14 protein-coding genes are annotated in these 15,422 nt (G+C 54.5%); 2 read left to right on the top strand and 12 right to left on the bottom strand.

Going from position 1 to position 15,422, the window contains the following annotated elements; genetic code table 11:
• Window positions 1–21: 21 nt before the first annotated feature.
• The 4 genes from PBOR_RS09920 to PBOR_RS09905 form a co-directional block, all read right to left on the bottom strand.
• Window positions 22–1,224: an MFS transporter gene (locus PBOR_RS09920; protein WP_042211528.1), complete on the bottom strand. Its 1,203-nt coding sequence runs from the start codon at window positions 1,222–1,224 to the stop codon at window positions 22–24.
• A 78-nt stretch (window positions 1,225–1,302) separates the two neighbouring features.
• Entirely contained in the window at window positions 1,303–1,848 is a 546-nt protein-coding gene (locus PBOR_RS09915) for a hypothetical protein (RefSeq protein ID WP_042211527.1), read from the bottom strand.
• A 131-nt stretch (window positions 1,849–1,979) separates the two neighbouring features.
• Window positions 1,980–2,399 carry a DUF350 domain-containing protein gene (locus PBOR_RS09910; RefSeq protein ID WP_042211526.1) on the bottom strand — a complete coding sequence of 140 codons (420 nt, stop codon included), beginning with the start codon at window positions 2,397–2,399 and terminating at the stop codon, window positions 1,980–1,982.
• Window positions 2,400–2,422: 23 nt separating this feature from the next.
• The gene (locus PBOR_RS09905) at window positions 2,423–4,789 is read right to left on the bottom strand and encodes an endonuclease MutS2 (protein WP_042211525.1); all 2,367 of its coding nucleotides are present in this window, start codon (window positions 4,787–4,789) and stop codon (window positions 2,423–2,425) included.
• 152 nt (window positions 4,790–4,941) lie between these two features.
• On the opposite strand from PBOR_RS09905, the gene PBOR_RS09900 reads away from it, so the two are divergent.
• Window positions 4,942–5,289 (top strand): phage holin family protein, encoded by a 348-nt coding sequence (locus tag PBOR_RS09900; protein WP_042211524.1) that lies wholly within the window; start codon window positions 4,942–4,944, stop codon window positions 5,287–5,289.
• A 96-nt stretch (window positions 5,290–5,385) separates the two neighbouring features.
• Here the strand turns inward: PBOR_RS09900 and PBOR_RS35375 are convergent, their stop codons facing one another.
• Window positions 5,386–6,441: a GGDEF domain-containing protein gene (locus PBOR_RS35375; protein ID WP_052429410.1), complete on the bottom strand. Its 1,056-nt coding sequence runs from the start codon at window positions 6,439–6,441 to the stop codon at window positions 5,386–5,388.
• 309 nt (window positions 6,442–6,750) lie between these two features.
• On the opposite strand from PBOR_RS35375, the gene PBOR_RS09890 reads away from it, so the two are divergent.
• A complete protein-coding gene (locus PBOR_RS09890; RefSeq protein WP_042211523.1) occupies window positions 6,751–7,140 on the top strand; it encodes a cupredoxin domain-containing protein in 390 nt (129 codons plus the stop codon).
• 116 nt (window positions 7,141–7,256) lie between these two features.
• On the opposite strand, the gene PBOR_RS09885 is transcribed toward PBOR_RS09890, so the two are convergent.
• From PBOR_RS09885 to PBOR_RS09855, 7 genes are all read right to left on the bottom strand, one after another.
• Window positions 7,257–8,450 carry a sugar ABC transporter permease gene (locus PBOR_RS09885; RefSeq protein ID WP_081971980.1) on the bottom strand — a complete coding sequence of 398 codons (1,194 nt, stop codon included), beginning with the start codon at window positions 8,448–8,450 and terminating at the stop codon, window positions 7,257–7,259.
• 2 nt (window positions 8,451–8,452) lie between these two features.
• Window positions 8,453–9,964, bottom strand: a complete 1,512-nt coding sequence (locus PBOR_RS09880; protein ID WP_042211522.1) for a xylose ABC transporter ATP-binding protein — start codon at window positions 9,962–9,964, stop codon at window positions 8,453–8,455.
• Between the two features lie 88 nt (window positions 9,965–10,052).
• Window positions 10,053–11,108, bottom strand: coding sequence for a D-xylose ABC transporter substrate-binding protein (xylF, locus tag PBOR_RS09875; protein ID WP_042219184.1), 1,056 nt, complete (start codon window positions 11,106–11,108; stop codon window positions 10,053–10,055).
• A 29-nt stretch (window positions 11,109–11,137) separates the two neighbouring features.
• A complete protein-coding gene (locus PBOR_RS37675; RefSeq protein WP_157764006.1) occupies window positions 11,138–11,305 on the bottom strand; it encodes a hypothetical protein in 168 nt (55 codons plus the stop codon).
• A 41-nt stretch (window positions 11,306–11,346) separates the two neighbouring features.
• Window positions 11,347–12,927 (bottom strand): helix-turn-helix domain-containing protein, encoded by a 1,581-nt coding sequence (locus PBOR_RS09865; RefSeq protein WP_042211520.1) that lies wholly within the window; start codon window positions 12,925–12,927, stop codon window positions 11,347–11,349.
• Between the two features lie 38 nt (window positions 12,928–12,965).
• Entirely contained in the window at window positions 12,966–14,399 is a 1,434-nt protein-coding gene (locus tag PBOR_RS09860; RefSeq protein WP_042211519.1) for a sensor histidine kinase, read from the bottom strand.
• The gene (locus tag PBOR_RS09855) at window positions 14,396–15,385 is read right to left on the bottom strand and encodes a sugar-binding protein (protein ID WP_042211517.1); all 990 of its coding nucleotides are present in this window, start codon (window positions 15,383–15,385) and stop codon (window positions 14,396–14,398) included. The genes PBOR_RS09860 and PBOR_RS09855 overlap by 4 nt, the downstream gene beginning before the upstream one ends.
• Window positions 15,386–15,422: the final 37 nt, after the last annotated feature.

The following is a 15,422-nucleotide window of genomic DNA, read 5'->3' as shown; positions in this document are numbered from 1 at the left end:
TTCCATGAACCTTAAGAATGCTCAAGCCCCGCCCCCCTGCTTCAGCAACCGCCGCAGCACCAGCCAGCCGCCCAGCGGTGCCGTACCCAGCAGCAGCATAAGCAGAGTGACAGCCTGCGGGGACTGATTGACCGAGAGCACTGCGATGAACATAAACAGGCCTATCAGCCGCCCGGTCATCAGGCTCAGCTCTCTAAGCACAACCAGTTCCACCCGTTTGGCGGCACTTTCTTCGGATACACCCATCAGGTCGAAACTCGTAGAAGTCATCGGCAGCATGTAGAGCGGGATGCACAGCGAGGTTCCAATACCCATAATAAGCAGAGTGGTGTAATTCACCTTCCACAGAAGCGGCAGAATGAAAGCGACCAGCAGCAGACTTCCGGCCAGCATCCCCTTGAAACGGGTACCGGGCTTGAACCATTTACCCGCCGCATAGTAGCTGATCAACGAAACTGCCGAGGTTATCAGCGCGAACTGCCCAAGCTTACTCTCCTCCCGGGCCGCAATGTAGACCAGCAATCCGATCAGGAACGAAAATACGCCCTCCCGTACTCCCTGGAACATTAGCGCAGCCGCAGCCGGCCGCCATGGGCTCTCCTTGCGGCTAAGCTCGCGCCATGGCTCCAGCCACAGGTAGGTTCCGCCGCGCGGCCGCTTCTCCAGCCCGAAGCTGAGTACAGCAGCCACTCCATAGATGCAGAGCGATAGAATAAATACGATACGATATCCGCGCTCTCCCTGCCAGTGGGAGATCAGCACCCCGGACACCCACGGACCCACAATGCCCGTCAGCGAACCCAGCAGCCCCATCCAGCCGTTGAAGAAATCACGGTTGCCCGCCTCGGTAATCTCAAAGAAAACAATATTAAAGGCCAGCCAGTAGAACCCGATCGAGAGTCCGAGAATGAGTCCCAGCGGCCAAATATAATGTACAGCGTCTCCGCGCAGCCAGAGCACCAGCAAATAAAAAAAGCCCGAAACGGCAATTCCCAGCCGCAGGGCATTCATTTTGTTATGCTCCTTCACCCATTTGCCGCCCAGCCAGAAGCTTAAGCCGACTGCGATTTGCTGGGCAACCGTAAACCAGCCGATCATCGTGAAGTTCTGACGGCTTTTCCACAAATACACATTCAAAAAAGTACCTGCCAGCACTGTAGCCAGCAGGTAGAGCCCGCCCACGGCAAGCAGCAGCGCTGCCTGGTTCCGTAATAAACCTCTCATGCTATACCTCCCTGCTATTCTGGACACCTCATGTATAACTAACATGTCCAAATCGCAGGGAAAGCATGAATCCGAAGCTTACTGAGGTGCAGTGCTAAGATTGCGCACAAGCTGGATACGGTCTTCCTGCGCCAGACTGTGCTGCACATGGAAGCAGGAAGGACACACGAACAGATTCAGCGAGAAGGGCGGTTTCAGTACGGCTCCGCCGCCCAGCGCTTCCGGCGTTGCCGGGGTAAATCCGCTTACCTGCTGCGTGCCGGAGTGGATCATCAGCTCATGGCATTGCGGACATTCCGGCGCTTCCAGCTGTGCAGCCAGAATGGACGAGACACTCTGCTCATAACGCGTCAGATCATAATCGTCGCCGAACTGGACCAGGGTGTTGAAAATAGGTACGACACTATCCTTATCGTCGTCATCCCATAAATTCTCGTCACCGGCCTCTTCCTCGCCGGAAGCATCCTCAGCCACCAGCTCTTCATCTTCCAGATCATCCGCCCCGATAGTAACCGTGCGGTAACCGCTAAGCTCATTATTGCAATGAGGACAGGTATCCTCCGGACCAAATTCCTCATCCCATACAATCTCGGTATGGCACCAAGGACATACTGTCGTTTCCATCTGTATAATCTCCTTCGTTCCTCACATAAGGTTCAGTTAATTGTTAAATAAATGATGCCGGCCGCTATAAACGCCAGAGCGGAAAAGAACAGAACCCGAACGAGAATCTTCATAATTTCCTGCTCCCTATTTCAAAATATAGCGGCGCCGATGACATAGGACAATGAAACGGAGATCAGCAGCGCTGTCAGTCCCACGGCCCGGTTATCCGCGGCAATCTCGTCATCAATCGAAAATACGGGGGTGAGAAATTCAAACAGAAAGTAAGCCAGCAGCAGCAGCAGGAAACCTACAACCGACCATTTCATGGTCTCATAGATCGATGCTCCCGCTTCAATGCTGAAGCGCAGAATATTGCAGATTCCGAAGATTTTGCCTCCGGTTGCCATGGCTACGGCCACATTCCCCTTGCGGATTTCTTCCCAGCAGTTATATTTAGTCACCATTTCAAAGAAGGACAGGAATACCACCAGGCCCAATATGGCCACAGTGAAGTAGCCGAGCAGCGCTCCCAGCGGGTGATCCAGCAAAAGATCAATATTTTCTTGCATAACTCTCCCTCTTTCTGCCGGATCTACTGCAGTTCAGCTACCGTCACGCCTGCGCCGCCTTCGTTGTAATTCCCAAGCCGGTAGCTTTTGACATGCTTATGCTTGCGCAGATACTCCTGTATCCCTGTCCGCAGGACTCCCGTACCTTTACCGTGAATGATCGAGATCTGCCCAAGATTACCGAGGAACGCTTCGTCGATGAAGCGGTCGGTCTCCATGATGGCTTCTTCCAGATTGGCCCCGCGCAGATCGAGCTCGGTGCGGACATTCTCATCGCGCGTGCGTTTGACTGTCGTGGCCCGGCGCAGTGCCGGCGGAGGTGCATCCGGTGCGGAGGCCAGGAACTCCAGATCACTAAGGTTGACCTTCATCTTCATGATGCCGAACTGCACAACGGCTTCCTTGGCACCGCTCAGCTCTACAACTAGGCCCTTCTGGTTCACATTCGCCACCTTGACTTCATCCCCGGGCTGAATCTTCCGCGGCGCCTTAGTGGCAGTGCGGGTGACAACCTTCTTACGCGGTGCAGGCTCCGCTTCATCCAGTCTCCGGCGCGCTTCGATCAGCTTGTGCTCCTTGACGGACGCCCCTTCCTCCATCGCCAGGCGGCGGAGGTCGCTGATGATCTCCTCGGCCTCCTTACGCGCCTTGGCGAGGATATCGCCGGCATCCTTCTCCGCCTTCTCCAGGCGTTTGTCGCGCTGGCCTTCCAGCTTCTCCAGCTCCAGCTGCTGCCGCTTGCGGAATTCTTCCGCTTCACGGCGCAGGCCCTCGGCCCGTATACGCTCATTCTCGGCAGTGAGACGGTTCTCTTCGAGTGACGCAATCATGTGCTCCACGCGCATGTCTTCTTCCTTGACTTCGCCGCGCGCATGCTCAAGAATAGCATTCGGCATCCCCAGACGCTCGGCAATGGCGAACGCATTGCTTCGTCCCGGCACGCCGACTAACAGCCGGTAAGTAGGACTCAGACTCTGCACATCAAATTCCATACTGGCATTGATGACACCTGCACGTTCATAAGCATAAGCCTTCAGTTCACTGTAATGCGTAGTTGCCACCATCCGGCATTCGGTACGGTGGATATTCTCCAGAATGGCAATTGCCAGAGCTGAACCTTCCGCCGGATCTGTACCTGCTCCAACTTCATCGAGCAGGATCAGACTCTTCGGAGTCATCCGCTTCAGAATGGAGATAATATTGGTCATATGGCTGGAGAAGGTACTCAGACTCTGCTCAATGCTCTGCTCATCGCCAATGTCGGCATAGATCGCATCGAAGACACACATCTGGCTGCCTTCCTCTGCCGGAATGAACAACCCCGACATCACCATCAGGCTGAGCAGGCCAATCGTCTTCAGCGTAACCGTCTTACCGCCTGTGTTCGGACCGGTCACAATGATTGAGCTGTAGTGGTTCCCCAGCTCCACATCTAGCGGCACGACCTGCTCTGCAGGGATAAGCGGATGGCGCCCTTTGCGCAGGCGCAGATATCCGCGGTCATTCATACGCGGCTGGGTAGCCTTCATATCGCGTGCCAGACGCGCTTTGGCGAAGATGAAATCCAGTTCGCCGAGAATATCGATATCATAAGCCATCTCTTCCGCAATATCGCCCACGAGTGCGGTCAGGCGGTGCAGGATGATCTCGATCTCCCGCTCCTCCCGCAGCCGTGTCTCGCGCAGCTTGTTATTCATCGCCACAATCGATTCCGGCTCAATGAACAGCGTCGCCCCGGAGCCGGACTGATCATGCACAATGCCGCCGAAATGGGCACGGTACTCTGCTTTGACCGGAATGACAAAACGGTCACCACGGATCGTCACAAGCTGATCCTGCAGCATCTTCGATACCGAAGAAGAGCGGATCATGGAATCCAGCTTCTCGCGGATCCGGGTCTCACCGCCGCGAAGCTCACGGCGGATAGAGGCCAGTTCCGTACTGGCCGAATCCATGACGTCCGCATTCTCGTCAATACACTGGCGGATGGCATCCTCCACATGCTTCTGCTCAGACAGCAGATCGCTCTGTGCGAACAGCATAGGAATCTTCTCATCCTCATGCATCGCCCCGAGGAACCGTTTCACTCTGCGTGCTCCGCCAATCGTATTGCCGACAGAGAGCAGTTCAGTGGTACCCAGCATCCCGCCGATCGAAGCGCGTTTCAGCGCGGGCTTGATGTCAGTCACACCGCGGAAGGAAGGAATGCCCTTCAGCCGGTCGACATTAGCAGCTTCATCCGTAGCCTGCAGGAGCAGCTTCACCCCTTCGAAATCCCCGGAAGGCTTCAGCAGCTCAGCGGTGAGCCGGCCCATCGGCGTCTGTGTATACTGCATCAATTTATTTAAAATCTTGCGATATTCAAGCGTATGCAAAATTTTGTCGTCCAATTACCGTCACAGCTCCCTTCATAGATGGTTACATTATACCTAATTTATCCCGGTTTCGCTATTTGGGTATGATTTCTGGGCATAGAAAAGCGGCTGAGGGCCACAATAACAACGCACATATCCTTACGCGAACGCCAAAGGAGGTTAGTTAGGTGAGATTCTTAGGTCATGTGGTACGTTTCGTGGTCGCGGCAATCGTTCTGATGGTGGTCGGCTGGATTGTCCCGCAATTCACGGTTGGAGGGTTCTGGAGCGCACTCATGCTTGCGCTGGTTATCGCTCTGCTCGGCTGGGTTGTTGAGGGCATCTTCGGCAAAAAAACAACGCCCTTCGGCCGCGGTATCGTCGGCTTCCTGGTCAGCGCCCTGGTCATCTGGATTGCCCAGTTCATTGTGAGCGGGGTCAGTGTCACCATTCTCGGAGCGCTGCTCGCAGCCCTGGTCATTGGTATTATCGACCTCTTCCTGCCGGTATCCACTCCATTTGAAGCGGGTAAATAACGCTCCTCTGCCGCGCGCAGACAACGAAACCCCCAATCCCGGATTATACCGGACGCTGGGGGTTTTTTGTAAATAAAAAATTTTTAAAAATAATATTTACGCATAGGACACAATCGGACCGCCGTCATGGGTGACAGCAGCAGTGACGACAGCATTTTTACCGCCCCGTTTGGCCGTATACAGCGCATCGTCGGTCTTGCGGAACAGCATCTCCTTGCCGTCCCCAAGCTGATAATTGCAGAATCCGATACTGACCGTTATCGGCTTACCTCCGGCATAGGGATGCTCCATTGCGGCAATGTTCACCCGCATCTCCTCGACGGAAGCGTAGGCTTCCTGAAGGCTTTTTTCCGTAAAAATCACCGCAAACTCTTCACCGCCGTATCTTGCCGCGAAATCATTCAGCCCGATCAGACCGTTCACCTTCGCAGCCACCTCCTTGAGCACGAGATCGCCGACCCAGTGTCCGTACGTATCATTCACACGCTTGAAGTTGTCGATATCAAACAGCGCCAGCTGCAGCCTGAGCCCGTTGCTCTCGCATTGCTCCAGCAGGGAGTCGAGATATTCATGAAAGGTTTTGTGATTGTACAGGCCGGTAAGCGCATCGATCTTCAGCAGCTTGTCAGAAATCGCCCGTTCCACCATCAGCCCCTGCTCCGACTTCGTCAATTGCTCTAGATACTCGCGGGTCTCACGGGCCCGGATAATGACCGCCTGCGCCATCACGGCGAACACAATAAACACACATTCCACCATCAGAAACTCCAGCAGCGGCTTGTCCAGCAGCGGCCGCTCAAGCCCGAAATAAATCCCGCTATAGAATATTGTGCTGAATACCCCCAGATAGTACAGCAACCGCTGGTCGAAATAGATCAGGGCAATCATAATCGGCATCATAAGGGTCATCTGGGCACCGTCTACAAAAGGCTCCAGCACAAAATACATCAGATAAGAAACAATGAATCCGCAGATCACGACGGCCTGCTTATGATAATGAAGGGCCATACGCAGCCAAATCTCGGCAGCAGCCATAGCTGTAATGATCATCAGATTGCAAGCAATGAATAAGTGGCCCTTACTGGGGATGAGGATGGTCTTAGTCTCAGCGGAGTGGGAGGACAGCATAAAAATAAATTGGGCAGCCAGCATACAGAGCACAATAATCCAGTACCCGTTTAATATTCTGCGGTGCCATTTCTCCGAACTTATCGATTCATGGGCTATAATAATGTGGATCCCCTACTTCTAACCAAATAATATGAGCTTTCATTATACTAGCTTTAATTATAATAAATTTTAATTGTTTTTGCATCATATTTTTGCAATTTTCGACAAACTTTGGAGTGAGCTTCGGGTCAAACAAATTCTCACAGATTATCCAAGACAACCATCCGGATTTGAGCTATGCTATGGTCACCTGTTATCCAAACTCATTACACAACTTTTAGGAGGATGCATATGATCAGGAAGACGGCTATTCTTTGTTCTATTGTGTTTGCACTTATACTTACGGCTTGCGGATCTAACAGCAGCAGCAATTCTGACAGCGTTGACAACGCAGCGGCCGGGACCAATCTTACGGCGGAAGAAGAACTCGTTATTACAGCAACTAACTACAGCTTTGACCAGAAAGAATACCACCTGAAGAAGGGCGTACCTGTCAAAATCACCTTCAAAAATGAGAGCGGCAACCACGGCATTCTTGTGCCTGAGATGAAGCTGCGGCTGGACGCCAAGGATTCCTCCCGGGTCATTCTCCCCGAGGAGGCCGGAACCTTCGAGGTGACCTGCGCGATCATGTGCGGCTCCGGCCACAGTGAGATGAGCGCCAAGATTATTGTCGAATAAGCAGCTCTATATGTACAGCAAAAAGCCGGCCAGGGACAACCATGGGACTGATCCCATTGTCCTTGACCGGCTTATTGGTTGTTCTGCTGAAACTTGTTGCCCGGCTAAAGCTGCTGCTACTTCACACCCTTGCTGCGGCCGGAAATATCCAGCCAGACGGCAATGACCAGAATCGAGCCTTTGACGACATATTGCCAGAAGGATTCCAGTCCCATCAGCGACATCCCGTTATCAAGCGAGGTCATCACCAGCGCCCCGATAATGGCGCCGATGACTGTGCCGGCTCCGCCCATCAGTGAGGTGCCCCCGATGACACAGGCGGCGATAGCGTCCATCTCCGCCATATTACCGGCAGTGATGGTAGCCGAAGCCAGGCGGGAAGTCAGCACGATGGCGGCGATCGAACCGAGCAGTCCGCTCAGCACGAAGATCAGCATCGATTTGCGCTTGATGTTAATGCCGGAGAGGCGCGCAGCCTCAATATTGCCGCCTATCGCATAGATATGACGGCCGAAGGTGGTCTTGGTCGAGAGGAAATAGAAGATGGCCGCCAGGACAATTACGAATATAATCGGGAACGGAATGCCCTTATAGTTGTTCATTACGGCTACAAAAACCACTACCAGCAGAGCGAGTCCTGTTATCTTGGCGATGTCGAGGCCTAGCGGGGCGATGGCGAAGCCGTATTTCTTGCGGGAGCGGCGTTTATTGAATGCGCTCAAGAGCAGCAGAGCCACCGCGATTACACCCAGAATGATTCCGAAGCCCGGGGCAAAATAAGCATTGCCGAGCAGGGCCAGCACCGGATCGGACACCGGAATGGTCATCGACTCGGTCACGCCCATCAGCACGCCACGGAACACCATCATCCCCCCGAGGGTGACGATGAAGGCGGGAATCATTTTATATGCCACCAGCCAGCCCTGAATCAGGCCCAGCACCGCACCAGCAGCCAGTGTGCCAAGAATGACTACGATAGCCGGCAGCTCCAGCCAATTGCTGAGTATAGCCGCCATCCCGCCGGTCAATCCGACAATGGAGCCGACCGACAGATCGATATGCCCTGCCACGATGACCAGCACCATGCCGATGGCCAGAATAGAGGTCACCGACATCTGTGTGAACAGATTAGACAGATTCCGTGAGGTCAGGAAGGTCGGACTCAGCACTCCGAACAAGACCCAGATCAGAATCAATGCGCCAATCATCGTGTACGCACGCATATCCATTTTGCCGAACAAGCCGCTTAAGCGCGATCCTCCGGCAGACGGAACCGCTTCAGGTTCCTTAAGCTCTTTTTGCAGCTGCATCTCTATCTACCTCCCGTAGCGGCCAGCATAATATTCTCCTGCGTTGCTTCCCGCCAATCATATTCCCGCACAAACTGCCCTTCACACATCACCAGAATCCGGTCGCTCATGCCGAGCACCTCCGGAAGCTCCGAGGAGATCATAATAATGGCCACTCCCTGCTCCACCAGTTGGTTCATCAGATTATATATTTCGTACTTCGCCCCGACATCGATTCCCCGGGTGGGTTCGTCCATAATCAGAATTTTGGGGCCACTCATCAGCCATTTGCCGATGACCACCTTCTGCTGGTTCCCCCCGGACAGTGTGCCTACCTGCGTCTCCAGCGAAGCTGTTTTGGTCTTCAGATCCTGCACATACCGTTCTGCCCACTTGATTTCCTCATTCTCATTGATGACTCCCAGCTTTGCGACTTTGCCCAGTGTGGCTAACGTGGTGTTTCTTTTGACATCCATCCCCATGACCAGTCCCTGGCGTTTACGGTCTTCCGTCACCAGGGCAATGCCCGCCTTGATCGCATCGGCTATGGAACGGATCTTAATGGGTTGCCCTTCGATCAGTACAGTCCCTTCGGCCCGGCCTCCATAGGCACCGAACAGGCTGCTGACAAGCTCCGTGCGTCCTGCCCCCATCAATCCGGCAATCCCCAGAATCTCACCCTCACGGAGTGTAAAGTCAATATCACGGAGCACCTTCTGCTGGCGCTTCTCCGGGTGCCACACATTATAATCCCTGACCTCAAGCACCTTCTCCCCGGGCGAATGCTCCACCCGCGGATATCTCTCCGTAAGCTCACGTCCAACCATTAGGGAAACAATCTGGTCGTCATTTGTCTCCTTGCGGTCAAGTGTAGCTACCGTCCGCCCGTCGCGCAGCACTGTGATGGAGTCAGCCAGCGCGAATACTTCCGGCATTTTGTGGGAGATATAGACACAGGTAACCCCCTCCCGCCGCAGCTGGTTCAGAATGCCCATCAGGATGGACACCTCACTCTCGGTCAGGGCTGCCGTCGGTTCATCCAGAATAAGGATCTTGGTATGCTTGGAGAGTGCCTTGGCGATCTCCACCAGCTGCTGCTGGCCGATCCCGAGATTGCCGATCTTCGTGTCCGGCGGCAGATTCAACCCGACCTTCTTGAGCCACAGTGAAGCCTGATGGTACAGCTCATTCCACTGGATCGCCCCCCGCTTCACCGGCTCTGCCCCCAGAAAGATGTTCTCGCCGACCGTCATTTCCTTCACGAGCGCCAGCTCCTGGTGAATGATCGCAATGCCGGCCTGCTCCGCATCCGTTATTCTATGAAAAGACTTCTTCTCCCCATTGATCAGTATTTCCCCGCCATACGTCCCCGCAGGGTACAGCCCGCTCAGCACCTTCATCAGTGTGGATTTACCGGCGCCGTTCTCACCGCATAATGCGTGAATCTCCCCTTGCTTGACCTTGAAGTTCACATGGTCCAGCGCCTTAACACCGGGGAAGGTCTTGCTGATCTCCACCATTTCAAGTACATTCATGCCTGCCGTTCCTCCTTCCGGCCCTTAAACCTGCAAGCAGATGCGGTAGCGCCACAGGCGCCGCATCTGCTTGCAGGACAGGCCGCCCTTATTGTTTCGGCCACTGGTCCTTCGGAACATTCTTGTAGACATCCTCAAGCTTGTGGAAGCCGTCCTTGATCAGTACATCCAGGTTATCCTTATTGACCGCCAGCGGATCGAGCAGCACTGAAGGAACATCAATTTTACCGTTGTTAACTGACTTTTCAGTCGAAATACTTTCGCCTTTAGCCGCTGCTATTGCCATTTCCGCAGCTTTCGTTGCAATCGCGTTGATCGGCTTGTAGACCGTCATCAGCTGCGTGCCTTCGGCGATGCGCTGCACAGCCGCAAGGTCAGCATCCTGGCCGGATACCGGTATTTTGCCGGCCATGCCCTGTGCTGTGAGTGCCTGGATAGAACCGCCGGCAGTCCCGTCGTTGGCAGCTACCACTCCTTGAACATCATTATTGTTCGCGGTCAGCGCATTCTCCATATTCTTGAGCGCTTCTTCCGGCTTCCAGTCCTTGGAGAACTGGTCGTAGACAATTTTGATGTCGCCTTTCTCTTCAAGCGGCTTCAGGATATTCATGGCCCCTTCTTTGAACATATGGGCATTGTTATCCGTATCTGCACCGCCGATATAGACGATATTGCCTTTAGGAGCCTTATCAATGACCGCCTGAGCCTGGAATTCTCCGACACGCACGTTATCAAACGAGATATAATAGTCTACCTCGGCATTATTGATCAGACGGTCATAGGCGATGACCTTGATGCCTTCCTTGTGAGCCTTCTCAACGATCGGAGCCGTTGCTTCCGCGTTATGGGCAATAACCACAAGCACATCCACGCCTTGAGAGATCAGCTGTTCCGCCTGGCTTAGCTGGGTAGCGTCATCGCCGTTTGCAGCCAGCACCTTCACTTCACCGCCAAGCTCCTCCACTTTTGCCGTGAAGATATCCCGGTCCTTCTGCCAGCGTTCTTCCTTCAAGGTATCCATCGACATGCCGATGACAATTTTGTCCCCGTCCTTCGCAGCGCCGGATGTCTCCTGCTTCTGATTGTCACCGTTTGAGACCACTCCGCAGCCCGCCATTGACGCTGCCAGTACTAATGCTGCCATCCCCAGTGAAATTGCTCTTCCGTATTTTCTCACTCTGCCCTACGCCCCTTTTCATTAGCCATATATTTGATTGCGCTTACAAAAAAAGTGTAGCACGGATCATCCGCCCCAGGAGCCGCTATTCCCAGCACTTTCTTGCCTTCCGCCTGCATTCCGTTATCCTCTGCTGTAATGTAATTCTTCCCGGCCGCTTTCATAGGATAATCCGGGGATGAAGCACAAAAAAGTCCTTGCTCTATCAGCAAGGACCCTGCTTCTCATGCTGCTGCCGGAATTCGCTTGGCGTCATGCCTGCTGCTTTTTTGAAGACCCTGCTGAAGTAATTCGGGTCCTTGTAGCCTACCTCATAACAAATCTCCTTAAGGTTCAGCTGATCTCCGGCGATCAGGCGCTTCGCTTCGTTAATTCTTAGCCGTGTGATGTAATCAATGAAGGTTTCGCCCGCATGCTGCCGGAACAATTTGCTGAAATAATGCGGGCTTAAATTCACATACTCAGCCGTCTGCTCCATGGAGATATCCTCTTTATACTTCTGGCTGATGTAGAGCAGCGCCCGCTGATGGACATGGGAACGGTTATGCTCCTGTTCTTGCTCCAGACTGTGGAGCAGCCGCTCCAGCCAGGATTCTGCGCTCAGCCTGAGGGAGGCCGGGTCTTCCGCCGCACTTAAGGAAGCGAGGATCTCCGCTCCTGCTGCAGAATGAACCCCTCTGGCGAGGAACAGCAGCAGCCCGGTCACCTCTCCCCGTACCACGGGCAACGGCCGCTCGCCGTCTTGCTCGAAATAGGCATACAACATACTGAAACGCTCTAACGCTTCCTGCTTGCTCCGCTGCAGCAGGGCATCCAGCAGCCGCTTCTCCTCATCCAGGGATACGGCCGTCTGCCCGGAGCTATGGATGATATCATCATAGTGGTGCACGCTGAAGGAATCATGGTGATCCGCACAGACCCGGACCGCTTCCCGGTAGGAACGGCTGAGCCCGTCCCAGCCCTCACGGATCGAGCCGATGCCGATGCTGACCGGCAGCCCGAACCGCTGCTCCATCAGTGTACGGAGCCGCTCCCCCCAATCCATGGAGCTGACACGCTGGGAGTAACCCGTCCGCCCGGGCGGCAAGGGGATGAACAGCGCCAGCTGATGGCCGATCAGCGGCCCTGCCAGACAGCCGAGACCCGCTTTGGCAAACTGCTTGACCGTCTCATAAATTTCGCGCTTGGCCTGCTGGAATTCCTCCCAGGCTGCACCCGAATGCCGGGGGAACGACAGCACCATCGCGTAGCCTTTGCTCCACTGCAGCTCCAGCAGGCCGGCCAGCTGTTCCAGCTCCAGACCCTGCACATGCTCCAGCATGAGCATCAACGTCAGCTCGTTCTCGGCCAGCGGCAGCAGATGCGCCAGCTTCTCCTGCAGCTCCAGCTGCTCATTCCGGCGGCGCTTCTCCTCCTGAATCACAGCAATCGCCTGTTTCAGTACATCTGCCACTTCCTCCCGCCTGGCCGGCTTTAGCAGATAATCACGCACCCCCAGCAGCAGCCCTTCCTTGGCGTAGGAGAAGTAATCATGAGCGGTAATCATCACAATCTGCGCGGACGGAAGCTTGGAGAGAATCTGCCGCACGGCCTCCAGTCCCTGGATGCCCGGCATCTTAATGTCCATGAATATAATATCAGGCCGGTGCTCCTCCGCCAGCTGAATGGCTTTCCGCCCGTTCTCGGCATGCAGAAATTCAAATTCATCCGGGAAAATATGCCGGATCATCAGCTCCAGCCCTTCCCGTTCCAGCGCCTCATCATCGGCGATAAGCAGTCTGTACATGTTATCTATCTCCTTTCTTTATCTGTGGATCAGGCGGATCAGGCGGACGGGCGGAATGGTACTTTGAACAGCACCGCCGTCCCCTGCCCCTCACTGCTGTCGATCTCGATCAGCTGCTGCCCGTCAAAGAACAGATGCAGCCGTTTGAATACATTATGTGTACCCAGTCCGGTGGATTGGCCTTTGCCGCTGAAATGCGGAGCTTCCTCCTGAATAGATCCCATCAGCCTCGCTACGGTCTCCCGGTTCATGCCCACACCATTATCGCTGATCTCTATCTCTACAAGTCCGTTGCGGTAGCGGATCGCCAGTGAGAGCACTGCTCCTTCCTCCATTTGCTCCAGCCCGTGGACAAAAGCATTCTCGAAGATCGGCTGGAGGGTCAGACAGGGAATCATTCCGCCGAGCGCCTGCTCATCAATATCCATCACGAAGGCGATCCGGTCACGAAAGCGGGCCCGCTGAATGTTAATATACTCGTTCACATGCTCTACTTCCTCACGCAGCGGTACAGCCTGGTCGAGCTTCTGGAGGTTATACCGGAGCAGGCGGGATACCGATACGGTCAGATCGCTGGTCCTCGCCGCCCCTTCCAGATAAGCCAGCTTGGCGATGGAATTCAGCGTGTTGAACAGAAAATGCGGATTGATCTGGCTCTGCAGCATTTTCAGCTCCAGCTCTTTAACCAGCCGGTCCTTCTCTACGCTCTTGATATTCTCCTTCATCAATTCCTGGATATTGTCAATCATCCCGTTGAAAGCCCGGCACAGAATGCTGATCTCATCGTTGTTAACACTCTCCGGCGCTTTCGTATCCATCCGCCCCTTGGAGATTTGCTTAGCGGTTGCCACAAGCCGGCGGATAGGTCCTGTAATGCTCCCGGACAGCCAGACCGCCATACAGATACTAAGCAGCGCAGCTGTAATTACCAGCAGACCCCCCAGCCGGTTCAACTTGTCCGTTGTAGACATAATCTCCGCATATATCGGCTTATACTGGTCAAGTTCAAGGTCAACCAGCTCCTGTGCTTCCTCGCGGATGAAGCGCTGCGTCTGCTCCGCCTCGATATAGGCACCGGCCAGTGTGTTGGAGTCCTGGCCGTCTATCTCAGTAATCATCTGCCCGGCCTGCTCCAGAAACGTATCAATGATATGGCTGTAGTTCATCAGCGGGAGGTTGTTTCCCCCGATTGTTGCCATCCCGTCCAGCTTGCCCCGCAGCTCCTGCACAGCATTCAGATGCTTCTCCACCTCCGGGAAGCTGCCCGCATCCACCTGCATAATGAATCGGTTCAGGGAGCGCATATTCTCCCCTACCTCATAGGATACTTCCTTGTACAGCATGATCCGGTTCATCATCAGGTGGTAGCTCTCCTGCACATTCTTTCCGCTCTCAAACAGCACAAAAGAAACCGAACTCATCAGCAGCACAAGCAGCGGAATGCAGATGAGCAGCTTATGGCGGATACTCATAGGCTCTCTCCCTCCTGCACATTAGACTTGTCCAGCACCTTCACGCTGGTGAAATACTTCGTCTCCAGCTGCATTCCCTGAAAATGCTCATGGAGCAGCCGTACGGACGTAGCCCCCATAAGATAAGGCTGCTGCGCCACTGTGGCCGTGATATCCCCGCGGCTGATGGCAGCCAGGGTCTCTGCCTGGTTATCGAAGCCGATAATCGTCATCGGAAGACGCTTCAGGCTCTTCGAGGCCTGCAGCACACCCAGCGCATCCGTTGAGCTGGTGCCGACCATCACATCAATCTCCGGATGCAGCCGCAGCATGTCGGCGGCCTGCTGGATCGCCTCCATATGCGAGATGTTGGAGCTGCGGACATCCACGATTGCGAGGCCGCTGTAGTTCTTCACAATATTGCTGAGGCCGTTGAGACGCTGAACCTGATTCTTGGCCTGGTCGCTGCCGATGATCACACCTATCTTCCCTTTACCGCCGGTTGTCTGCACCACCATGCGGCCCAGTGCCTCACCAGCTGCGACATTGTCGGTGCCTACATAGGCCAGCCGCCTGCTCGCCGGAGCATCGGTATCTATGGTGATGACCGGAATCCCCCGGTTCACGGCCTTATCGATCACGGGGGTAAACTTCTCGTCGTTCAGCCCCTGCACGATGATCGCATCCGCCTGTGCGGCAATCGCTTTTTCCAGCAGGCTGATCTGCTCCTCCATGTTATTGCGCACCGGCCCGGTGAACTCGATATCAATCCCGTATTTCTCTGCGGCCTCCTTGGCCCCCTTCTCGACCATTTCCCAGTACGGATGGTACCGCTCCTGCTCGATCAGTACAATATGATAGCCGGGGTTATCCCCGCCGGGATGGCCGCTCAATTCCTTGACGATACTGCCCATTCGTGCCGAATGATTGGCAAAGTCTATAAACAGATATGCCAGCAGCAGAAAAAGCACAATGACTCCCGCGCCGCTGACCCATTTTTTATCCATCACGTTCACCTCAATCCACATCCTAACCCGGGCTGTA

The sequence above is a fragment of the Paenibacillus borealis genome (assembly GCF_000758665.1).
GTDB classification, from domain to species: Bacteria; Bacillota; Bacilli; order Paenibacillales; family Paenibacillaceae; genus Paenibacillus_AQ; species Paenibacillus_AQ borealis.
Note: the sequence above shows the minus strand (reverse complement) of the source record. Positions and strands in the feature narration are given on the sequence as shown.